Annotated in this window: 23 protein-coding genes; 10 read left to right on the forward strand and 13 right to left on the reverse strand. The window is 71.4% G+C overall.

Annotated elements, in window-relative coordinates:
* Position 1 precedes the first annotated feature (1 nt).
* The 5 genes from VFW71_15650 to VFW71_15670 are packed head-to-tail and all read right to left on the reverse strand — an operon-like array spanning position 2 to position 3,934.
* On the reverse strand, positions 2 to 736 hold the full coding sequence (locus tag VFW71_15650) for a purine-nucleoside phosphorylase (protein ID HEU5004196.1): 735 nt from the start codon (positions 734 to 736) through the stop codon (positions 2 to 4).
* Positions 737 to 752: 16 nt separating this feature from the next.
* Complete coding sequence (locus VFW71_15655; protein ID HEU5004197.1) at positions 753 to 1,820, reverse strand: bifunctional phosphoglucose/phosphomannose isomerase; 1,068 nt, start codon at positions 1,818 to 1,820, stop codon at positions 753 to 755.
* A complete protein-coding gene (locus VFW71_15660; GenBank protein ID HEU5004198.1) occupies positions 1,817 to 1,984 on the reverse strand; it encodes a Trm112 family protein in 168 nt (55 codons plus the stop codon). Before VFW71_15660 ends, VFW71_15655 begins: the two co-directional genes overlap by 4 nt.
* 45 nt (positions 1,985 to 2,029) lie before the next feature.
* Positions 2,030 to 2,560: a pyridoxamine 5'-phosphate oxidase family protein gene (locus VFW71_15665; GenBank protein ID HEU5004199.1), complete on the reverse strand. Its 531-nt coding sequence runs from the start codon at positions 2,558 to 2,560 to the stop codon at positions 2,030 to 2,032.
* Between the two features lie 30 nt (positions 2,561 to 2,590).
* Positions 2,591 to 3,934, reverse strand: a complete 1,344-nt coding sequence (locus VFW71_15670) for a phosphomannomutase/phosphoglucomutase (GenBank protein HEU5004200.1) — start codon at positions 3,932 to 3,934, stop codon at positions 2,591 to 2,593.
* Between the two features lie 85 nt (positions 3,935 to 4,019).
* Here VFW71_15670 and VFW71_15675 point away from each other — a divergent pair, with 85 nt between their 5' ends.
* From VFW71_15675 to cysS, 3 genes are all read left to right on the forward strand, one after another.
* Complete coding sequence (locus VFW71_15675) at positions 4,020 to 4,580, forward strand: Fur family transcriptional regulator (protein ID HEU5004201.1); 561 nt, start codon at positions 4,020 to 4,022, stop codon at positions 4,578 to 4,580.
* 59 nt (positions 4,581 to 4,639) lie between these two features.
* Positions 4,640 to 4,903: a WhiB family transcriptional regulator gene (locus VFW71_15680; GenBank protein HEU5004202.1), complete on the forward strand. Its 264-nt coding sequence runs from the start codon at positions 4,640 to 4,642 to the stop codon at positions 4,901 to 4,903.
* 105 nt (positions 4,904 to 5,008) lie between these two features.
* Positions 5,009 to 6,415, forward strand: a complete 1,407-nt coding sequence (gene cysS / locus VFW71_15685) for a cysteine--tRNA ligase (protein ID HEU5004203.1) — start codon at positions 5,009 to 5,011, stop codon at positions 6,413 to 6,415.
* Positions 6,416 to 6,587: 172 nt separating this feature from the next.
* On the opposite strand, the gene VFW71_15690 is transcribed toward cysS, so the two are convergent.
* Complete coding sequence (locus tag VFW71_15690; GenBank protein HEU5004204.1) at positions 6,588 to 6,887, reverse strand: hypothetical protein; 300 nt, start codon at positions 6,885 to 6,887, stop codon at positions 6,588 to 6,590.
* 16 nt (positions 6,888 to 6,903) lie between these two features.
* Complete coding sequence (locus tag VFW71_15695; protein HEU5004205.1) at positions 6,904 to 7,173, reverse strand: DUF3499 family protein; 270 nt, start codon at positions 7,171 to 7,173, stop codon at positions 6,904 to 6,906.
* Positions 7,174 to 7,766: 593 nt separating this feature from the next.
* Between VFW71_15695 and VFW71_15700 the strand changes: the two genes are divergently transcribed.
* Together VFW71_15700 and VFW71_15705 are read left to right on the forward strand one after the other, a co-directional pair.
* Positions 7,767 to 8,522 carry a dienelactone hydrolase family protein gene (locus VFW71_15700; protein ID HEU5004206.1) on the forward strand — a complete coding sequence of 252 codons (756 nt, stop codon included), beginning with the start codon at positions 7,767 to 7,769 and terminating at the stop codon, positions 8,520 to 8,522.
* A 1-nt stretch (position 8,523) separates the two neighbouring features.
* On the forward strand, positions 8,524 to 8,787 hold the full coding sequence (locus VFW71_15705; protein HEU5004207.1) for a DUF6295 family protein: 264 nt from the start codon (positions 8,524 to 8,526) through the stop codon (positions 8,785 to 8,787).
* On the opposite strand, the gene VFW71_15710 is transcribed toward VFW71_15705, so the two are convergent.
* The 6 genes from VFW71_15710 to lpdA form a co-directional block, all read right to left on the reverse strand.
* Positions 8,788 to 9,612: a heavy metal-binding domain-containing protein gene (locus VFW71_15710; GenBank protein HEU5004208.1), complete on the reverse strand. Its 825-nt coding sequence runs from the start codon at positions 9,610 to 9,612 to the stop codon at positions 8,788 to 8,790.
* 21 nt (positions 9,613 to 9,633) lie between these two features.
* Complete coding sequence (locus tag VFW71_15715; GenBank protein HEU5004209.1) at positions 9,634 to 10,617, reverse strand: heavy metal-binding domain-containing protein; 984 nt, start codon at positions 10,615 to 10,617, stop codon at positions 9,634 to 9,636.
* A gap of 34 nt (positions 10,618 to 10,651) precedes the next feature.
* Complete coding sequence (locus tag VFW71_15720) at positions 10,652 to 11,041, reverse strand: hypothetical protein (protein HEU5004210.1); 390 nt, start codon at positions 11,039 to 11,041, stop codon at positions 10,652 to 10,654.
* A 61-nt stretch (positions 11,042 to 11,102) separates the two neighbouring features.
* Positions 11,103 to 12,512, reverse strand: a complete 1,410-nt coding sequence (locus VFW71_15725; protein HEU5004211.1) for a hypothetical protein — start codon at positions 12,510 to 12,512, stop codon at positions 11,103 to 11,105.
* Positions 12,513 to 12,715: 203 nt separating this feature from the next.
* The gene (gene aceE, locus VFW71_15730) at positions 12,716 to 15,415 is read right to left on the reverse strand and encodes a pyruvate dehydrogenase (acetyl-transferring), homodimeric type (protein HEU5004212.1); all 2,700 of its coding nucleotides are present in this window, start codon (positions 15,413 to 15,415) and stop codon (positions 12,716 to 12,718) included.
* Between the two features lie 149 nt (positions 15,416 to 15,564).
* On the reverse strand, positions 15,565 to 16,989 hold the full coding sequence (gene lpdA / locus VFW71_15735) for a dihydrolipoyl dehydrogenase (protein HEU5004213.1): 1,425 nt from the start codon (positions 16,987 to 16,989) through the stop codon (positions 15,565 to 15,567).
* 92 nt (positions 16,990 to 17,081) lie between these two features.
* Here lpdA and VFW71_15740 point away from each other — a divergent pair, with 92 nt between their 5' ends.
* The 5 genes from VFW71_15740 to VFW71_15760 all read left to right on the forward strand — a co-directional run bounded on the left by VFW71_15740 (position 17,082) and on the right by VFW71_15760 (position 21,156).
* Positions 17,082 to 18,284: a glycosyltransferase 87 family protein gene (locus tag VFW71_15740; protein HEU5004214.1), complete on the forward strand. Its 1,203-nt coding sequence runs from the start codon at positions 17,082 to 17,084 to the stop codon at positions 18,282 to 18,284.
* 11 nt (positions 18,285 to 18,295) lie between these two features.
* Positions 18,296 to 18,577 (forward strand): hypothetical protein, encoded by a 282-nt coding sequence (locus VFW71_15745; protein ID HEU5004215.1) that lies wholly within the window; start codon positions 18,296 to 18,298, stop codon positions 18,575 to 18,577.
* Positions 18,578 to 18,663: 86 nt separating this feature from the next.
* Positions 18,664 to 20,076 carry an AAA family ATPase gene (locus tag VFW71_15750; protein ID HEU5004216.1) on the forward strand — a complete coding sequence of 471 codons (1,413 nt, stop codon included), beginning with the start codon at positions 18,664 to 18,666 and terminating at the stop codon, positions 20,074 to 20,076.
* A 150-nt stretch (positions 20,077 to 20,226) separates the two neighbouring features.
* Positions 20,227 to 20,544: a hypothetical protein gene (locus tag VFW71_15755; GenBank protein ID HEU5004217.1), complete on the forward strand. Its 318-nt coding sequence runs from the start codon at positions 20,227 to 20,229 to the stop codon at positions 20,542 to 20,544.
* Between the two features lie 21 nt (positions 20,545 to 20,565).
* Complete coding sequence (locus VFW71_15760) at positions 20,566 to 21,156, forward strand: hypothetical protein (GenBank protein ID HEU5004218.1); 591 nt, start codon at positions 20,566 to 20,568, stop codon at positions 21,154 to 21,156.
* The last annotated feature ends 36 nt before the right edge of the window (positions 21,157 to 21,192 follow it).

Here is a 21,192-nt window from a genome sequence, read left to right on the forward strand (position 1 = left end):
ACTACGCCAGCGTCGCCGCCACGCCCTCCAGGAGGTCGCCCACCAGCGTCGAGCACGCCCCGGCCGCCTCCAGCACGGACCCGGCGGTCGCTCCCTCGCCCGCCCGGTTGGTGACCACGCTGACCGCCAGCACCCGCATGCCCAGCCGGCGGGCCATGAGCACCTCGGGCACGGTGGACATGCCGACCGTGTCCGCCCCGAGCATGCGCAGCATCCGTACCTCGGCGGGGGTCTCGAAGGCCGGCCCGGCCACTGCGGCGTAGACCACCTCGGGCACGGCGGTCGCCCGAAGCTCTCGGGCCACCTGCTGGGCGGAGCGGCGGAGCTGGGCATCGTAGGCGGCGGACAGGTCGAGGAACTCGGCGCCCCCGCGCAGCGGCGAGTCGGGCATCAGGTTGATGTGGTCCCGGATGAGGGTCACCGCCCCGCCGGCGATCTCGGTCCGGAGCGAGCCGGCGGCGTTGGTCAGCAGCAGGACCTCGGCCCCCCAGGCGTGGGCGTCCCGGACAGGCTGGACCACCTCGGCCATCGAGTAGCCCTGGTAGTAGTGCAGCCGCCCGCCGAAGCCGAGGGCGGGCACCCCGCCGAGCAGCCCTTCGGTCACCTCCATCCGGTGGCCGGGCGCCGGGGGCCGGTCCTCCGGCGGCATCCAGGGGCGGGCGGTGCCGCCGAGGCGGGCCATGACCGGTGCCAGGCCCGAGCCGGCGATCAGCGCGATCCGGGTTCCCACCGCCATGCCCCAGCAGCCGCCGTCAGGCCCCGAGGGCCGCCTTGAGCCGGACGATGGCCTCGATGGGGGCGGGGTCGATGCCCTGGAGGATCCCCAGGTAGGTGGAGACGAGGTCGCCCACGCACACCAGGTCCAGCAGGCGGGCGGCCTCGGACGAGCCCCGGGCATGCACCTCCTCGATGAAGGCGACCGACGGGCCGACCAGCTCGGTGGTCGCCTCGATCCGGCGGGCGGTCCGGGGTGGCTCCCCGTCATGGCGCAGCACCACGACGCCGATGGGCTCGCGGCCCTCCGCCCGGCCGTAGAGGCCGACGACCTCATTGTGGTTCAGCTCCGGGAAGACGGCCCAAGCGGCGAACCCCTTGGCGTTCTCGTTGATCTGGCAGCGCCAGCGGTAGGCGGCAGCCCCGGCGATCCCCTCGGTCCCCCAGATCAGGGGCAGGACCCCGGCCAGGCGGCTGGCCAGCTGCTTGGCGAGGTTGCCCCCGGCCGGCACCGTCCGCCGGCACTCGGCCATCCGCTGCCCGACCACCGCAACCGCCTCGGCGAGGTCCCCGGCCAGCCCGGGGGCGAGGCCCATGCGGTCGGCCACCACCAGTGCGGGCATCCCGACGTAGCCCAGGGCCGCCCGGGGCATCAGGCCTCCGGGCACCGAGACCACGGTGTGGCCCCCCGCCCGGGCCCGGGCGGCCAGCGTCCCGCCCGAGGTGATCGCCACGATGCGGGCCCCCCGGGCCTGGGCGGTGTCGAAGCCGGCGAGGGTCTCCTCGGTGTCGCCCGAGTAGGAGACCGCGAAGACCAGGGTGCCGGGTCCCACCCATGCCGGCAGGGCGTAGTCCCGGATGGTGGCCACCGGGACCCGGGCCCGGGCGGCGAGCAGGGTGCGGCAGAGTTCACCGGAGATGCCCGAGCCCCCCATCCCGAGGACGGCGATCGAGGACACCCCGTCGGCGCCCGGCAGGGGCCCGGCTGCCGAGGCGATGGCGATGGCCTCGGCGAGCTGGCCGGGCAGGCCCTCGACCGTGGCGAGGAAGTCGGTCGGGTCGGCTTCGGTGTACGCCTCCGGGGCGTCGAGGCGGGCGGCCGTCAAGGCTTGCGGGCTTCGTCGACCAGCATGTGCGGGATGCCGTCGACCACCGGGTACTCGTACCGGCACTCCCCGACGCACGCGATGACGGAGTCGGCCTCCCGGTACTCGATCTGGCCGTGGCAGTTCGGGCAGATCAGAATCTTCAACAGTTCCTGGTCAACCATCGTCAGGGCTCCAATCGGATCCGGTCGGGGTTCGGTGTGCGCCGGTCAGGATACGTCAGGGAGCGTGGCCGGCTCGGTCATGGCGAAGGTGAACATCTTGGCGGCGTCGATGCGCCAGTAGGCGGCATTGACGGCCGCCCAGTCCTCCCAGCCGGTGCCGTACCGGGGCCCGTAGATACCGAGCAGGCAGGCCCGGAACCCGGACTGGCCGGGGTCCCGGAAGTCGATGGGTACCGCCCGGCCGTGCACGGTGACCGAGAAGCTCTCCTCGGGCAGGTGGGTGGCGCTCACCTGCGGGCGGCGGGCGATGTGGCGCAGACGCACGGAGTCGGGCGAGGAGCTGAAGTACCACGACCCCCGGTAGAAGATGCCGTCCACCGGGCCGGCGAGCGGGCGGCCGTCGGCGGTGACCGTCGCCAGTACCAGCAGGCACATGCCGGTCAGCCGCCGGCAGAGCGCCTCGGCCCCCACCCGCCGATCGGCGGTGATGATGCTCCGCAGGTGCGGCCCACCGGCGGCCCAGCTGGCGTCGAGCAGGGCCTGGAGCGCCGCGAGATCGTCGGGGGTTTCCTGCACGGGCCGACGCCGCCAGAGCGCTACGCCGAGCTACGCCGAGATGCGGGCGAGCAGCTCGGCGGTGCGGGCCTCGCCGTCCTCGGCGCTGGACGCCTCCACGTTCAGGCGCAGCAGCGGCTCGGTGTTCGAGGGCCGGGCGTTGAACCACCAGTCGTGATAGTTGACCGTGAGGCCGTCCATCCAGTCCACGGTGCCATCGGCATGCGCCTGCTCCAGCTCCTTCATCTTGGCCACCGGATCGGCCACCTCGGTGTTGCGCTCGCCCGAGTCCCAGTACTTGCGGTAGGGGGCCAGCACCTCGGACAGCGGCTGGTCCCCGGCTGAGAGCGCCTCGAGGACGAACATCGAGCAGATCATGCCGGAGTCGGCCCGGAAGTTGTCCCGGAAGTAGTAGTGGCCGGAGTGCTCCCCGCCGAAGGCGGCGCCCGACTCGGCCATCACCTGCTTGATGAACGAGTGCCCGACCCGGGAGCGGATCGGGGTGCCGCCGTGGGCCGCGATGGTCTCCGGGACGATCCGGGAGCAGATCAGGTTGTGCACGATGGACGCCCCCGGGTTACGGGCGAGCACCCGGGTGGCCACCAGGGCGGTGGTCAGGCTGCCGGACACCAGCTCCGCCTTTTCATCGACCAGGAAGACCCGGTCGGCGTCCCCGTCGAAGGCGAGGCCGAGATCGGCCCCCTCCCGGAGCACCGCTGCCTGCAGGTCCTTGAGGTTGGCGGCTTGAATGGGGTCGGCGGGATGGTTGGGGAACGAGCCGTCCAACTCGAAGTACAGCGGGACCAGCCGGACGGGCAGGTGGGCGAACAGGGGCGGGATCATCTTGCCCGCCATGCCGTTGCCGGCGTCCACCGCCACGGTGAGCGGGCGCAGCCGGCCGGCGTCCACGAATGAGGTCACGTGGCGGGCGAAGTCCTCGACCACGTCCTTCGTTGTGAGCGCGCCGGCGCCGTTGCCGGCGGGCAGATCGGCCTCGGCCCCCTCCCGTACCTCGGCCAGCCCGGTGTCCTGGCCCACCGGTGCGGCACCTGCCTTGCACATCTTGATGCCGTTGTAGCGGGCGGGGTTGTGCGAGGCGGTGAACATCGCCCCGGGGGCATCGAGCACGCCCGAGGCGTAGTAGAGGGCGTCGGAGGACACCTCGCCGATGTCGACGACGTCCACGCCGCGGCCCCGGGCACCCTCGATGAAGGCGGCGGCGAGAGCGGGGGACGACAGGCGCATGTCCCGCCCGACGACGATCGAAGGCGCGCCGGAGAACTCGGCGAACCCGGCGCCCACCCGGCGGGCAATGTCCTCGTTCAGGTCGTCGGGGTACACCCCGCGTACGTCATAGGCCTTGAAAATCCCGGAGAGGTCGCTGGTTGGGCTCATGTGGGCACTCTACCCGCTGATGTGGGGGTGTTGACAGGGAGATTGTGGGCGCCGGATAATTGTTCTAAAGAAGAAGGGATTCTGGATGAACGTCGTCGGCACCCACGACCTCCGGGACGACCTGCCCCAGGTCCTGCGGGCCCAGGGGCTCCGGGTGACGCCGCAGCGCCTGGCCGTCCTAGCGGCGCTGCATGCCAGCACCGACCATATGAGCGCCGAGGAGGTGTACGACGAGGTCCGCCGGGAAATGCCAAGTGTTTCGCTGGCCACGGTTTACAATACGCTTGGCGAACTGAGAAGGCTTGGTCAGCTTCGTGATCTTCCGGTATCCGGGAAGGTCCGCTACGATCTGGTGGCCCGGGGCACCCACCACCACCTCGTATGCGAGAGCTGCCACCGGGTGGTGGACCTCGACGAGAGCGAGTTGCCCAGCCCGCACCTGCCGCCGGGGAAGGCAAAGGGCTTCAAAATTTTGACTGCGGAGATAATTTTCAGGAGTATCTGCCCGGAGTGTTGTGCAGGCGGCGTCGGCGTAGCCGGAGCGTCGGCAACAGATCGTGACAAAGCGGGAACCACCAGCGGGGCCGCTGCGTCGAATATGGAGTATCAGCAGTCCCACCCGACACCACCGCAGGAGATGAAGTGACCACCGAAGAGCATCCCTCCAGGAAGACTACGAAGACCACCAAGGCGCTCGCCTCCAAGCTGGCGTCTCTGGAGCTGGAGGCGCGCTGGCAGGATCTCGCCGAGTGCAAGGGCATGGACCCCACGCTGTTCTTCGGGCCGGAGCACGCCGAGACCGTGAAGGAGAAGCGGGACCGGGAGGACGCCGCCAAGGCGGTGTGCAACCGCTGCCCCGTGCGGGCGGAGTGCCTGGAGTACGCCCTCGACGCCCGGGAGGCCTACGGGATCTGGGGCGGCATGACCGAGCTGGAGCGCCGGGCACTCCTGCGTCGGCGGGCCAGCTGACCTGCTGACCCGGTAGACCGGCTCACCCCGTAGACCTGCTGTCCCCGTCGGGCCCCGTAACTTCGGGTCCGGCCCCGTAATTTCGGGTCCGGGTAGTCTGTCCCGGTGCGCTTCTACGACACCCTGGCGCGCGCGGTGCGGGACCTCGTCCCCCTCGAGCCCGGCCGGGTCACGATGTACACCTGCGGGCCGACCGTCTACCGCCCCGTCCACCTCGGCAACCTGCGCACGTTCCTGGCCGCCGACCTGGTCCGTCGGGCCCTGGCTCTGGAGGGGCTGGCCGTCCGCCAGGTGATGAACATCACCGACGTCGGGCACATGGCCGATGACTCCCAGGAGGGGCCGGGTGCCGACAAGATGCTCCTCGCCGCCGAGGACGAGGGCCTGGCGCCCGCCGAGATCGCCGCCAAGTACACGGCCGCCTTCCGGGCGGACGCCGAAGCGCTGCACCTGCTGCCGGCCGACGCCTATCCCCGGGCAACGGAGCACGTCGAGGCCATGGTGGCGCTGACCGCCGACCTGGTCCGGCGGGGCCATGCCTACGAAGCCGGCGGGATGGTGTACTACGACGTTGCCTCATTCCCGGGCTACGGGGCGCTCTCGCACAACACGGTGGACCGGCTCCACGCCGGGCACCGCACCGAGGGCGTCGATGCCCGGAAACACCACCACTACGACTTCACGCTCTGGCGGGCGGCCGGGCCCCGGCGCACCGTGCACTGGCCCAGCCCGTGGGGGCCGGGGTTCCCCGGCTGGCACATCGAGTGCTCAGCGATGAGCCTGCACCTGCTGGGCGACTGCTTCGACCTGCACACCGGCGGGGCCGATCTGGTCTTCCCCCACCACGAGTGCGAGATCGCCCAGTCCGAAGGAGCGGTGGGCCACCGGGTGGTGGGGGGCTGGTCACACGCCGCCCACCTGCTGGCGGACGGCCGGAAGATGGCGAAGTCGGCCGGCAACGTGGTGGGCCTGGGCGACGTGGTCGCCCGGGGGGCGGACCCGCTGGCGTTCCGCTACCTGTGCCTGCAGTCGCGCTACCGGGAGCCGGCCAACTTCACGTGGGAGGCGCTGGAGGGGGCCGACCGGGGGCTGCAGCGCTACCGGCGCCAGGTGGCCGAGTGGCGGGCGGCGGGCGGGGCGGAGTCGGCGGGCGCTGGTCTGTCCCCTGCCGGGCGGGACCTCGACACCCATTTCCGGGCCGCCATCGCCGACGACCTCAACACCCCGAGGGCGCTGACCGCGCTGGCCGGGCTGGCGGGCGCCCCGGTGGTTCCGGCCGAGCGGGCCCGGCTGGCGGCGGGCTGGGATGCGGTGCTGGGACTCGATCTGGACCGGGATGCGGTGCCGGGGGGCGACCTGCCGCCCGGGGCGGCCGAGCGCATCGCCGAGCGGGAGCAGGCCCGGGCAGGCAGGGACTTCGCCCGGGCGGACCGCCTGCGCCAGGAGCTGGCCAGCCTGGGGGTGGAGGTGACGGATACGCCCGAGGGCACCCGCTGGGCGGTGAGCCGCTAGGCCGGCCGAGGGCCGACGGCCGCGCGGACAGTCTGTGAGTGCTAGGGGGTGCTATATACGGGACTGAGCACTCACAGATTGCCTCGGGGTGGCGAGAAGCTGCCTAGGGCGGACAATTCGGCGCGCGCCGCGGTCAGTCGCTGAACTTGGGCTTGGGCTTAAACCTCTACCCTCACTGACCCTTGCTGTCTGGCAGTTCCTTGCCGATGTAGCGGGTCCGGACCCGGCCATCCTCGCGCCAGTAGGCGTACCAGTAGGGGCCGTGCGGGCAGCGGGTGCAGCCCGCCTTGCCGCACTTCACGGTCTGGCTGCGGAATCCCACCCGGCCCGGCCCTCGCCCGATGACCTCCTCGGGGCCGAGCGGGAGGTCGCCCCGCTGCACGAGCAGCCCGCGCACGAAGATCATGAGGCGGCGGAGGTCGTACTCGTCGAGGGCGCGGACCTGCTTGATGAGGCCCCGCTCGAGCGTCATGCGGGCGTACCGGGGGCTAGACGGCGTCGGCCCGGAAGATGTCCTCTCCGACGGCTTCCTGGGTGGAGGCCCGGCGGTCTTCCACCACCCACCCCCGGGGCGGGCGGAACCGGGAGACGTGCGGCGAGCACAGGTCGTAGCTGGCCGGGTCCGGAGGGTCGGGGAGGTCGTGGAGCCAGACCTGGCGGGTCTTGTAGTCGAACGCCAGGGTGGCGCAGGCGGGGCTGGTGCAGCCCGCGTGCGAACACAGGCGTAGCTGCGGCTCCTCCCGGAGAAAGAGATCCATCGATCAAGAACATAAATTACCGGGCTGTCAGTTTCAACGATTGGGTCCGAGCGGCCCGTCGGATCGCCATCTTACTCACCAGAACGTTGCCTAAGCCAATTTTGTAACTCGCCGGGGAGGACGGCTCCCGGGCAAAACAAGAGGGGCCACCTCGAGAGGCGCCCCTAATCGCTCCGACCTATTCACCTGGAAATAGAAGTGTTCCGCAGTAACCCTTGGGTCGCCCCTCGGATTTCTGCGGAACTTCACCATGGTATCCCCGGCCAGGCACCAATGTCAAGGGCCCGCCCGCATTTTCTTGGATTTTTCTTGCCCCGAGAATCGGCCAGGCGGAGGTGGGGGACAAAAGCCGCTCGCAGCACGGCTTTTGTTGCTTGCTTAGACGTCTAAGGGTCGAGCGGGGCCGCTTCCAGACCGACCGCCCACCGGGTTCGCATGCGGGGCCCTCGCCGGCCGGCTCCGGGTGGTCGGTGATGTCGTCGAGCCGGTCGGGGCGATTCGGTGGGAGTGCCGACCCGGAGCGGGTAGGGCGGTCCGGTTTGATAGCGTTCGCCCCCGGGCTGGGGGGGCCGATCGTAAGGAGGGTGGTCGCGATGTACGAAGGCATGATCGCCGAGACCGTGCGCATCACCGGCACCGGGGGCGATCTCATCGACGCCTACCTGGCCCGGCCGCTGGGGCCCGGGCCGGTGCCCGGGGTCATCGTCATCCACCACGCCCCGGGCTGGGACCAGGCCAGCAGGGAGATGACCCGCAAGTTCGCCGCCCACGGGTACGCCGCGGTCTGCCCGCACCTCTACCACCGGGAGGGGGCCGGGATGAGCCCGGAGGACGCGGCGGCCGCCGGTCGGGCCGCCGGCGGGGTACCCGACGAGCGCCTGCTGGGCGACGTCGGCGGGGCGCTGGCCCACCTCCGGGCCCTCCCCTATGCCAGCGGCAAGGTAGGGGTGATCGGGTTCTGTTCGGGCGGGCGGCAGACCTTCCTCACCGCCTGCACCCTGCCGGTGGACGCCGCCGTGGACTGCTACGGGGCCTGCGTGCTCAAACCACCTCCGCCCACCCTCCCGCTCAAGATGACGCCCTGCATCGACCGGGCGCCGGGGCTGTCCTGCCCCCTGCTCGGCCTCTTCGGCGAGGAGGACACGATGCCGTCGCCCGAGGAGACCGCCGCCATCGCCGCGGTGCTGGAGCGGGAGGGCAAGACGTTCGAGTTCCACACCTACCCGAACGCCGGGCACGGGTTCTTCGCCGTGGACCGGCCGATGTACCGCCAGGCGGCGGCCACCGACGGGTGGGCGAAGGTGTTCGGGTTCTTCGAGCGCTACCTGACGCGCAGCGAGGGAGCCTGACATGTGCACCTACCTCACCGACACACTGGCCGTCTCGGGCAGCGCCAAGGGCACCGAGGGCTGGTCGCCCCTCTCGCAGGCCGTCGTCTACTTCGACCATCCGGTCCATGCCCCGCACGAGCACACCCTCAACATCGACCTCACCGCCCCAGAGGGCGGCGCCCGCCGGGTGGCCGTGGAGTTGAGCGCCCGGTCGGCTCGGGCGCTGGCCGAGACGATCCTGGCGATGCTGGAGAGCCCGGAGGTGCGCCAGCTGGAGCGGTAGCTACAGCCGGCCGGGCGGGTCGTTCAGGCTCAGCATCGGGGTGGGCGGCGGGATGGTGTGGCCGCCTTCGGAGGGGATGACCCCGGTGCCGACGGCGAAGAACTCGATCACGTGGCTGCCCCATCCGTGGCTCTTCTCCTGCAGCTGCACCCCGACGATCCCCTGGGCCTGGATGGACTGGGCCTCGGCCTGCATGCGCTCCATCGCCAACTCCCGGGCCTCGTAGAGGGCCTGGGTGAAGTTGGGCATCTCCACGTTGCGCCCGGTCTGCTTCATCGTCTGCATCATCGACTGGTGCGCCACGTGGTAGACGCACGACCCCATCACCATGCCCACCGGCCGGTACCCGGTGTTCAGCAGCGTCCAGAAGTCCTGGCCGGACAGGTCGCTGGTGAACGGGCGCCCGTTCGGGGCCCGGTGCAGCACGCCCTCCCGGTGCTTCACAGCGGTGCCGATGGCGATGAACTCGGCCATGTGCTCGCCCCACTCGTAGCGCCCGATGTCGAGGCGCACCCCGACGATGCCGTCGGCCCCCAGCTGGTCGGCCTCCTCTTCCATCCGGGTCATCGCCAGCTCCCGGGCGCCGTACATCGCCTGGGAGAGCACGGTCAGCTCCTGGCTGGTCTTGTAGCCGGCGACCTGGATGCCGATGTGGTAGATCGAGCTACCCACGACCAGGCCGAGCGGATCGAAGCCCGCCTGGCGCACGAGCAGGAACTCGTTGACCGTGAGGTCGCTGGTGAACAGGCCCCCCCGGATCTGCTGGATGCGGGTGCGGGCCTCGGCGGGGACCCCTTCCAGGGACTGCGGGTCGTAGGTGCTCATGCGTGGCTCCTTTGATGGGAACTAGACGGAGAGGTCGAGGTTCGTCTTGACGGGCAGTGCCCCGGCGGCGCCGGAGGTCTCGATGATGGCGGTGCCCAGCACGTGCAGTTGGACGATGAGGTCGATGCGCTTGCTGCCGTTCTGGTCGATCTCCCGGGTGTGGACGTCCTGGCGGATCGACACCCCGACCACCCCGTGCGCCCCGAGTCGACGGGCCTGCTCGCCGAGGTGCCCGAAGGCCACTTCCCGGGCGGTGTAGAGGGCCTGGGTGAAGTCCGGGAGCTCGGCGTTGGCCGACCAGCTCCCCCAGCCCGAGGTCAGGTTCTGCGTGGCCCACTGCGGGACGACGTAGAACACCGTGGTGGCGCCCACCACCCCGACCGGGCGGAAGCCGGCGCTGAGGAGGTTGTAGACCTCCTGGCCGGAGAGGTCGGTCAGCACCGGTGACGGGCTGGGCTCAGCCGATCCGGTGCGCACCGCCGTGCCCACCGCCACCATCTCCACCGAGTTGGGGGCGAAGTCGTGGGCGCCCCAGGTGATGCGCACGCCGACGACGGCGTCGGCCCCGGCGTGCAGCGCCTCCTGCTGGAGGCGGGAGAGAGCCAGCCCGCGGGCCTGATTCCAGGCGTCGGAGAGCATCGTCAGCTCGTAGGCGCCCCGGCCGACGCCGAAGTACGAGCCGGGCATGCCCTGCCAGCCCACGTGGTACACGGAGCTGCCCATCACCTGCGAGACCGGGCGGAGGCCCACCCGAGCCAGGAGGGCGAACTCGGCCACCGACAGGTCGGAGGTGAAGAGGGTCTGGTTCCCCTGGCGCAGCTCGGCGAGGCGGGCCTGGGCTTTGGGCGGGATGCCGCCCTGCTCGAGGGCGGCGATGGCCGCCTGCACCTCGGCGGCGGCCACGGCGGGATCGACGGGCGGGAGGGACGGGGGCGCCGGGCGGGAGTCGGCGGCGTTCGGGCCGTCGTCGGCGCCACTGGACCCCCGGCGGTGGAAGAAACTCATGGGCGGCTCCTTGGGATGGGTGGGCGGAGCGGGATCAGGTCAGGAGGCGCTGCAGGGCGATCCGGGCCTCCTCGCTGGTGGCGGCCTGCGCCGCCATGTCCTGGGCGAGGGCGGTGACCCAGTCAGCCAGCGCCAGGCGGTCATTCTTCAGCACGATCCCCCGGACCGCCTTGGCCCGGGTGCAGTCCACGGTCCCGGACCCGTCGGAGTCGAGGGTGTAACGGCAGTCCCCCAGGGCGATGGCGATGCGGCGGACCACCTTGTCGTGCGAGAGCAGCTTGCGGGCGTGGCGCTCCACCTGCACATGGCCCGGCAGAGCGCCCTCGAGCTTGGTGGCCAGGGCCTCGACGTAGGTGTGGGTGTCGGCGTCATCGGCCCGCAAGGATGCCGCCACCATTTCGAAGTCGTCGGGCTGCCCGTCCATCGTCGCTCCTCTGGCTCCGTCGGCCCGACCAGTGTCCCAGACACCGGCAGTGCCCGCCGGGCTACGACCCCTTGAACACCGAGTCCGGGCAGAAGACGGTGCCCACCGGACCGTAGGGGTTGAGCGGGCCGGAGCAGTGGGCGCTCTTGGCGAAGCCGCTGGTCAGGGCGTCCTGGATGGCCAGGGATCCCTCGACGAACATCTGCGCGGCAAACAGGACCACGCACAGCCCGATCACCGCCCGGGCCCGCCCCCGCCCCCGCTGGCCGGCGAGCCACCGGGCGAGGGCGGCGAGGGCGACGGCGTCGGTGACGAAGAACACGGGCAGCCAGTCGGCGAAGTACCGGAAGGTCTCGCCCGGGAACATCATGAACAGGGCCAGAGCGCCGAGCGCCCCCACGAGCAGCACAGCGGCGGCCTCGAGAGCCGGGTCGGGCCCCCGCGCCCGCCGCCAGGTACGCGCCCTCCGGGCGATCATCACGAGAGCGATCACCAGCAGGAGGAAGCACAGTGGCAGGGCGTCCTCGACGCTGGTGGTGGGCTCCCAGACCGTTTCGCCGCGCCGGGCGGGCCAGAGCCGGAGGGGATGGTCCTGGGCCAGCCCGACGTAGGGCGAGCTGGAGTACAGCCGGAGGGCGTTGGGCTGCAGGTCCGACACCACCTTGGTGGGCAGAAGGGCCGGGTTCAAGCCGGCGAAGTGCTCGAAGGTGGCGATGCGTTTCGGGTTGCCTCCCAGCAGCAGCTGGTGGGCGTAGGGCGGCGACGTGTGACCGAATTTGGCGACATCCACCACCGATGGGGTGACCAGTGCCACCAGGGCACCCGCGAGGACGAGCACGCCCCAGGCCCGCCGGGAACGCAGGAAGAGCCAGGCACCCACCACCACCGTGGCGAAGAGGGCGGATGCACCTGAGGTGGGGCGGGCGTTCGTGGCCAGGATGTCGGCCGCCACGAGGACCACGATCGTTGCCGCCCGGGGCCGGGAGCGCAGGGCGATCGCCGCCCCCATGGCCACCGAGGCGAACGCCGCCCCCCAAAGGATGGCCTCCTCGTAGACCAGCGGCCGGGCAACCAACCAGAGCAGCGGGGAGGCCCCCAGGGCGGGGGCCGAGGCCGTGATGCCGACGACCCAGTTCGCCCGCCGGCTGAGTCCGGGGGCCCACAGCGCCACCAGCTGGCGGGAGATCCACCAGCCGCCGGCTGCCAGCACCAGGAAGCCGAGGTTGAAGTACAGGGATTCCCAACGCAGCCCTTTGGCGTGGGACCCCAGCAGGGCCACCACCGGCAGGCGCAGCAGGGTGGGCGTGATACCGAAATACCCGTAGCACTTGTGCCCCCGCATGAAGCACTCGAAGGTGAGGCTGCTGTAGGGCACGTCGAGGTGGCCGTGGAGCAACGAGATGGCCGCCACCGTGTAGTAGTGCTCCCGGTGGCCGATCCGGCTGGCCAGCGGGAACCCACCGTGGCCCACCCAGGCGTACAGGAGCCAGGAGGCCGCCGCCGTGAGGAGGAAGGCGGTGTCGAAGGGGTGGGCCGCGGCCCATGCCCGCAGGCCGATGCGCCCGGCGAGGCCCTCCCGGGGCGCGGTGGCCTCGGGATGGCTGCGCAGCGTGTCGATCGACCCCTCCGTTCCTCAGGCTTCGGACCGCCCGAGGCTACAACGTCGGCCCGCCCCTACAGGGTGCGCGGGTTCGGGCGCTCGGTGTCGATGCCGTAGCGCTCGATAGCCTCGGCCACCGTCTCGGGCTTCACGTCGCCGGCCTCCGCCAGGGCCGAGAGGGTGGCGACGACGATGTGTTCGGCATCGATCTCGAAGTGGCGGCGGAGGTTCTCCCGGGTGTCGCTGCGCCCGAAGCCGTCCGTGCCCAGGACCTCGTAGCGGCCAGGGATGAAGCGGGCGATCATGTCGGGCACTGCCTTGACCCAGTCACTGGCGGCGATGACCGGCCCCTCCGTCCCCTCGAGTGCCTGGGTGACGAAGGGGACCCGGCGGGCCTCGCCCGGGTGGAGCCGGTTCCAGCGCTCCGCTTCGAGAGCCTCCTCCCGGAGCAACTTGTAGCTGGTGACGCTCCAGACGTCGGCGGCGACGTCGTGGTCGGCGGCCAGCATCTGCTGCGCCCGCAGCACCTGGGTGGCCAGGATCGACCCGGAGCCCAGGAGCTGGGCCCGGTGCGTGCGCCCGCCTGCGGCGGGTGCCACCAGGTGGATCCCGGCCAGGATGCCCTCGTCGCTGCCCGCCGGCTTGGGCGGCATCACGTAGTTCTCGTTGTAGAGCGTCAGGTAGAAGAAGACGTCCTCCACCGGCTGGCCCGAGCCGAGCATCCGGCGCAGCCCATCCCGCACGATGACCGCGGTCTCGTAGGCGAACGCCGGGTCGTAGGCGCGGCAGTTGGGCACCGAGGCGGCGAGGAGGTGCGACTGGCCGTCCTCGTGTTGCAGGCCCTCCCCGTTGAGCGTCGTCCGCCCCGCCGTGCAGCCCAGGAGGAACCCCCGGCCCCGGGCGTCGCCGAAGGCCCAGATGAGGTCGCCGATGCGCTGGAAGCCAAACATCGAGTAGAAGAGGAAGAAGGGCACCATTGGCATGCCGTGGGTGGCGTAGGCGGTGCCCGCCGCCGTGGTGGACGCCATGGATCCCGCCTCGGTGATGCCCTCCTCCAGGATCTGCCCGGTGCGGGCCTCGGTGTAGGAGAGGAGCATGTTGGCGTCCACCGGCTCGTAGCGCTGGCCCTGGGAGGCATAGATCTTGAAGTCCTTGAAGAGGGACTCCATGCCGAAGGTGCGGGCCTCGTCCGGGATGATCGGCACCACGTGGCGGCCGAACTCCTTGTCCCGCATCAGATCCCGGAGCAGCCGGACGAATGCCATGGTGGTGGAGACCTCCTGGCTCCGGTCCACGGTGCCCGTGTCGAAGGCCTCGAAGACCTTGCCGTCGGGGACAGTGACGCTCACCTTGCGGACGCGGCGCTCGGGCACGAAGCCGCCCAGGGCCTTGCGCCGGTCCCGGAGGTAGACCACCTCGTCGGAGTCCACGCCCGGGTGGAAGAACGGGACCTCGCCGCCGGCGATCTTGCTGGGCGGGATCTCGACCTGGAGGCGCTCGGCGAAGCTGCGCAGCTCCTCCTCGGTCATCTTCTTGATCTGGTGCGTGGCGTTGCGGGCCTCGAACTCGGGGCCGAGGGCCCACCCCTTCACGGTCTTGGCCAGGATGACCGTCGGCGCATCGCGCACCTCGGTGGCCACCTTGTAGGCGGCGTACACCTTGCGGTAGTCGTGGCCGCCCCGGCGCAGGCGCCAGAGGTCGTCGTCCGAGAGGTGCTCCACCATCCGGCGCAGCCGGGGGTCGGGGCCGAAGAACCGCTCCCGGATGTAGGACGATCCCGCCTCCACCGAGTAGCTCTGGAACTCGCCGTCGAGCGTGGTGTTCATCTTGTTGACCAGCACACCCTCGGCGTCCCGGGCGAGCAGGTCGTCCCACTCCCGCCCCCAGATCACCTTGATCACCTGCCAGCCGGCGCCCCGGAACAGCGACTCCAGCTCCTGGATGATCTTCCCGTTGCCCCGCACCGGGCCGTCGAGGCGCTGCAGGTTGCAGTTGACGACGAAGATGAGGTTGTCCAGGCCCTCCTGGCCCGCCAGGTGCAGCGGGCCGGCGCTCTCGGGCTCGTCCATCTCGCCGTCGCCCAGGAACGCCCACACCCGCTGGCCGGAAGTGTCCTTGATGCCCCGGTGCAGCAGGTAGCGGTTGAAGCGGGCCTGGTAGATGGCGTTGATCCCGGTGAGGCCCATCGACACCGTCGGGAACTCCCAGAACGAGGGCATGAGGCGGGGGTGCGGGTAGGACGAGAGCCCGGGCTGCATGGCCTCCCGGCGGAAGTGCTCGAGCTGCTCCTCGGAGATCCGGCCCTCCAGGTACGCCCGGGCGTAGATCCCGGGGGCGGCGTGGCCCTGGAAGAAGATCTGGTCGCCGCCGCCCGGATGGTCCTTGCCCCGGAAGAAGTGGTTGAAGCCCACCTCGTAGAGCCCGGCGGCAGAGGCGTAGGTGGCGAGGTGGCCGCCGATGCCGATGTGCAGCTTGTTGGCCCGCAGCACCATGACCGCGGCGTTCCAGCGGATGATGCGCCGGATCGACTGCTCCAGGCGCTCGTCGCCGGGGAAGTAGGGCTCCTGCTCGGGCGAGATGGTGTTGATGTAGTCGGTCTGCACCATCGACGGGATGCCGATCTGGCGCTGCTGGGCGAGGTAGAAGATGCGGTGGAGCAGGTACCGGGCGCGAGCACGGCCCTGGTGCTCCAGGACGTCGTTGAGGGCATTCAGCCACTCAGCGGTCTCATCGGGATACGGGTCGGGAAGCTGGTCCCGGAAGACGTCGTACACAAATCCTCCTACGAAGGCTGGCCGATGCCCCCTCCCGTCAATGTAGCGCCGAAGCGGCGCGGTGGGGGCGGATCAGGTTTCGGACCCATGCCCGGCCGGGCGGGCCGGCGGGGCGCAGCGGAGCCTGGCGGCACCGAGCTAAGCGGGCCTCAGGCGCCGTGGAGCTGCTTGCCCGCCAGGTGGAGCATCGTCTCCCCCACCGCCTCGGAGAGCGTCGGGTGCGGGTGCACCAGGGCGGCGACCTCGGCCGGGTAGGCCTCCCAGTTCACGATGAGCTGGGCTTCGGCGATCAGCTCGGTGACCCGGGGGCCGATCATGTGGACGCCCAGAACCCGGCCCCCCTTCTCGGCCACCGACTTCACGAACCCGGCGGGTTCACCCAGGATCGAGGCCTTCCCCGACGCCGCCCAGGCGTAGCGGGCCACTTCCACGTCGAAGCCGGCCGCCTTGGCCTGGGCCTCGGTGTAGCCCACCGAGGCCATCTCGGGCGACGAGTAGGTGCACCGGGGCACCCCCAGGTAGTCGACGAGGGCGGGGTCGGCCTGGCCGGCGATCTGCTCGGCGACGTGGATACCTTCGGCGAAGGCCACGTGGGCCAGCTGGAGATGGGGGATGGGGAGGCCGAGGGACGGCTGGGTGATGAGGTCCCCGATGGCCCAGACGCCGTCGACGCCGGTCCGGCACCAGTCGTCCACCACCACGTAGCCCCGCTCCAGGCGCACGCCCTGGTCCTCGTAGCCCAGGCCCTCGGACACCGGCCCCCGGCCGACCGCCACCAGGCACCGCTCGGCGGTGACGGACTTCTCCTGGCCGTCGGCTGCGGCGTAGGTGACCGTGGCGCCGGCGCTGGAGCTGGTGGCCCCGGTCACTTTGACCCCGGTGATGGAGGTGATGCCCCGCTTGCGGAACTGGCGGGTGAGCTCGGTCGAGACCTCCTCGTCCTCCCCCGGGGCCAGCCGGGGCAGGGCCTCGAGGATGGTGACGGTCGCCCCGAAGGAGCGGTACAGGCTGGCGAACTCCAGGCCGACGGCCCCCGCCCCGATGACGATCACCGATGCCGGGATGTCCTCGAGCTTCAGGGCGTGGTCGGAGCTGATGAAGGCGCCGCCGTCGAGAGGAATGGAGGGCAGCGAGCGGGCATAGGAGCCGCTCGCCAGCACGATGGCCCGGGCATGGAGGGCCTGCTTGCCGCCGGTCCCGTCGACCTCGATGGTGTCCGGGGCCACCAGGACGCCGGATCCGGCGACGGTGGTCACCTTGCGGGCCTTGATCACCGACTGCAGGCCCTTGTAGAGCTTGGTCACGACGGCCGACTGGTAGCCCAGCACCTTGCCCCAGTCCACCGCCGGCTCGGCCACCAGGACGCCGAAGTCGCCTGCCCGGCGGATGTTGTCCACCAGCTCGGCGGAGTGCAGCAGGGCCTTTGTCGGGATGCAGCCCCGGTGCAGGCAGGTGCCACCCACCTTGTCCCGCTCGACCATCGCCACGCTCAGGCCGAGCTGGGCGGCCCGTAGGGCGCAGGCATAGCCGGCGTTGCCGCCGCCCAGAATCGCCACGTCGAGGGGTTCGCTCACCGTTGTCCGCTCCGCCTCCCGGCGAGCCTGCCGCTCGCCTCTCGACCCCACTCTACCGGCCGGGCAGACCGCCCCGGCCGTAGCATTCGGGGGTGGGCGTGCTCGAAGTGCCGGTCAAGCGCACCGCGGCCCGGCCGCCGGTGCCCGCCTGGGAGCTGGTTGCGGGGGTGGGCGTCTTCGCCGTCGCCGCGCTGGCGCTGGCGCTCACCCGCATCCACCTCGCCCACTACCCGGTGGACATGGCGGTCTACCGGGAGGCGGGCCGGGTGGTCCTGCACCACCGGGACCCCTACGCCCCCTCATTCGGCCAGGACCTGCGGGTGCCGTTGCCCTTCACGTACCCGCCGTTCGGGGCCCTGGTGGCCGTGCCCCTGGCGCTGCTCCGCCCGGACCCTGCGCTCGACGTCTGGACCGCCCTGTCGTTGGCGGTGCTCTTCGGCGTGGCGTGGATCGCCTTCCGGCCGGCCGCCGAGCGCCTCCCCCGCCTGCGGGGCCTGGCCATCGGGGCGGTGGCTGCGGTCATCGTGTTCACCATCCCGGTGGCCCAGACGATCGCCTTCGGGCAGGTCAACCTGCCCCTGGTGCTTGCGTGCCTGTACGACTGCACCCGGACCGGCCGGCGGCGGGGCGTCCTGGTGGGGATCGCCGCCGCGGTCAAGCTCACCCCGGGCCTGTTCATCGTCTACTTCGCCGCCACCCGCCAGTGGGCGGCGGCGCTGCGCGCAGCGGTCACCGCGGTGGTGTGCGAGCTCCTGGCGGCCGCGGTGCTGCCTGGCCCCTCCCGGGAATATTGGTTCCACCTGATCTGGGACTCCAAGCGGCCGGGCGACCCGAGCTTCTACACCAACCAGTCCCTGCTCGGTGCCTTCGACCGGCTGCACCTGCCGATCGCCCTCTGGCTGGCGGTGGCCCTGGCCGTGGCGGGCTACGGGCTCTGGCGGGCGACGGCCGCCCACCGGGCAGGCCAGGAACTGGCGGCGGTCGCCTTGGTGGGGCTCACGATCCTGCTGATCTCGCCGATCTCCTGGGAGCACCACGGCGTGTGGTTGGTCATCGCCTTCGGGGTGCTGGCGGCGTGGGCGACGACGCCAGCTGAAGCGGTGGCGGCCCTGGCGGTGGTGGTGGCGTTCCTGATCCCGCTGCCGCTCATCGGCTCCCACCTGGCCGCCGCCCACCGGCCGGCGGTCCTGGTGGACGTGGTGACGAACGGGTTCACGCTGGCCTGGGGGGCGCTGCTCCTGGCCTTGCCCGCACCCCGCTCGGCCAGTCGCCCGATTGGTAGGCTGGAACGGTAAGGAGAAGGCCTATGGGACCGACGGACGCCGGTGCGGACCTCCAGAAGCTCCTTGCCGATCTCGCCGCCAAGGGGTGGAAGCCCGCCCAGGTGGAGGCGGCCCGGGAGCGGTGGGAGGACGTGTGCCACGACCCCATGCGCCGGGGCCGGGGTGGCCGTGGCCTTCCGGAGAACGAGCCCGCGCCCGCGGGGCCTGCGCCCTTGAGCCCCATCAAGCCCGACGCCCAGGAACTCATCAGCCGCACGGTGAGCTGGCCGGCCGACGGCGTCGAGGGGCAGCCGCCGACGAACTGAGCAACAACCGCACTGGCGTCTGGTCCCCAGGTGGAGAGGTAGCCATCAGCGCCCCGCTGGACGTCGTCGAGACGCACATCTCCCGGTTGTTCTTCGTCGACGACCGCGTCTACAAGCTCAAGAAGCCGATCGTCACCGGCTTCGTCGACTTCTCTTCCGAGGAGGCGCGGCGGCGGGCCTGCGAGCGGGAAGTCGAGCTCAACCGCCGGCTAGCCCCCGACGTCTACCTTGGGCTTGCCACAGTGCTCGGGCCCGACGGCGCTACCTGTGAGCACCTGGTCGTGATGCGCCGGCTACCGGGCGATCGGCGCCTGTCCAGCCGGGTGACCAACGGCGAGGATGTCCGTGGCGATCTCAATCAGATCGCCGCCGCCCTCGCCCGCTTCCACAGTCAGGCCGCCACGTCGGAGGAGATCTCGCGCAGCGGCGAGGCAGGAGCAGTGCTGGGCCGGTGGCGGGCAAACACGGACGAGATGCTCGCGCTCGCCCCCGAGGTCTTGGATCGCCGAGCCGTGGGTCGCCTGGACGTGCTGGCTGCCCGGTACATCGCCGGGCGCCACGCGCTGTTTGCGGCCCGCGCCGCCTCCGGGAAGGTGCGCGACGGCCACGGCGACCTACTCGCCGACGACATCTTCTGCCTCGACGACGGACCGAGGATCATCGACTGCTTGGAGTTCGATGACCGCCTGCGCTACGCCGACGTGATGGAAGATGTTGCCTTCTTGGCCATGGACCTCGAGCGACTGGGATCGCCGCAGCTGGCCGAGGCCTTCCTCTCCGCCTACCAGCGGGCCGCAGCGGATACGCCGCCGCCCACCCTCCAACACCTGTACATCGCCTACCGGGCGCAGGTCCGGGCCAAAGTCGCCGCCATCCGGGCGGGCCAGGGACTCGGAGGGGCGGAAGAAGCGAGCCGGCTGCTGGATCAGGCCACAGAGCACCTCCAGGCCGCCCAGGTGCGCATGGTGCTCGTGGGCGGGGCGCCGGGCGTCGGCAAGTCGGTACTGTCGGCGGCACTCGGCCAACGCCTGGGGTGGACCGTCCTGCGAAGCGATGCGCTCCGCCAGGAGGTCATCGGGCCACCCGTGCCGGCCGGCTACGGCGAAGGGCGCTACCAGCCAGCGGCGATCGAGGCGGTGTACGCCGAGCTGCTGCACCGCTCCCGCGCTGCGCTGGCGATGGGTGAGCCCGTCATCCTCGACGCCAGCTGGCGCCGGCAGGCGCATCGCGACGCTGCCGGCAGGATCGCTGCGGAGACCTCCAGTGATCTGGTGGAGCTACGGTGCGTAGCCCCCTCCGAGCTGGTGGCCCGCCGGCTGGATCAGCGGTCCGCGAGCGGGCGGGACCTTTCGGAGGCAACGCCCCAGGTTGCCAGGCAGATCGCGGCGGGCACCGATCCGTGGCCGGCGGCCATCGACGTCGACACGACTGGCACCCCCGAGTCCGGCCTGGAGCACGTGCTCAAGATCCTGGGCCTCCAGCGAGCCGGCAGGCCCTGAGCCTCCGGGCCATCCGGCCCTACCGGCGGGCAGCGCCGCAGCGGATGCTCGTCGCATGGAACGAACACCGTACCCCGCCCCGGGCACGGTCGAGCCCGGCACCACCGGCGCCCGGACTGCCCCCGGCTTTCCCGCCGCGGCCCCCTTCCGATGAGCGCGAGCCGGCCACACCCCAGCGGCCGGATGGGGGTCACGCTGGTAGGGCTCGAACTGGGCACCGGCCTGGCGGTCCTGGTCGGCGGTGGCTTCACCTTCACGGCGCTCTGGCAGGGGCACGGGGGCCGGTTCGCCGAGATGCTTTCCCTTGCCGCCGGGATCGGCATCGTCGCCTTCGAAGGGGCCGAGATGGCCTGGATAGGCTTCCAGCCGCTGCAGGCACTGTTCGCCGGCGTGGGGGTGGCCGTCGCACTCTTGGCCGTGAGCGGCCGGCGCCAGCGCCGGAGGCTGCACCGGGTCGGCGCGACCTAAGCTGAGCCGGGGGAGCCATGCATGGCGTACTTGGTGATGGTCGCGGTGGTCTTCGGCATCAACCTGCTGCCCGCCTTCGGGCCGCCCACCTGGTCGGTCCTTGCCACCTACCGGCTGACCAGCCACCTCAACGGGGTCGCGCTCGTAGTCCTCGGAGCTGGTGCTGCCGCCTCCGGGCGGCTGGTGCTGGCCCTGGCCACCCGCCGGCTCCGCCCGCGCCTCGGCGGCAAACGGCTGAAGAACCTGCAGGCGGCAAGCAGCTACCTGACCGCCAGCCGGCGCCGCTCGGTGGTCGGCCTGGTTCTGTTCGCCCTGTCGCCGATCCCGTCGGCCCAGCTCTTCGAAGCGGCGGGCCTGCTGGATGTGCGGCTCGGGCCGGCGTTGGGTGTGTTCTTTGCCGGGCGCCTGGTCAGCTACTCGCTCTACGTGGGCGGCGCCTCCGCCCTGCGCGGCACGGCCCTCGGCGACGTGACGGCCGGCTTGCTCACCGGCGGGTGGGGTATCGCTGCCCAGGTCGTCCTCCTGCTGGGCGTCGCGGCCCTGGTTCAGATCAACCTTGGGAAGCTGATCCAGCGCTGGGAACGCTCCCGCCGGCGCTCCCCCAGCCGGTAGCATTCCGGAACCCGGGAAGAAGGTGCGCGCCCACGC

This window comes from Actinomycetota bacterium (assembly GCA_035765775.1).
Lineage (GTDB): Bacteria > Actinomycetota > CADDZG01 > JAHWKV01 > JAOPZY01 > DASTWV01.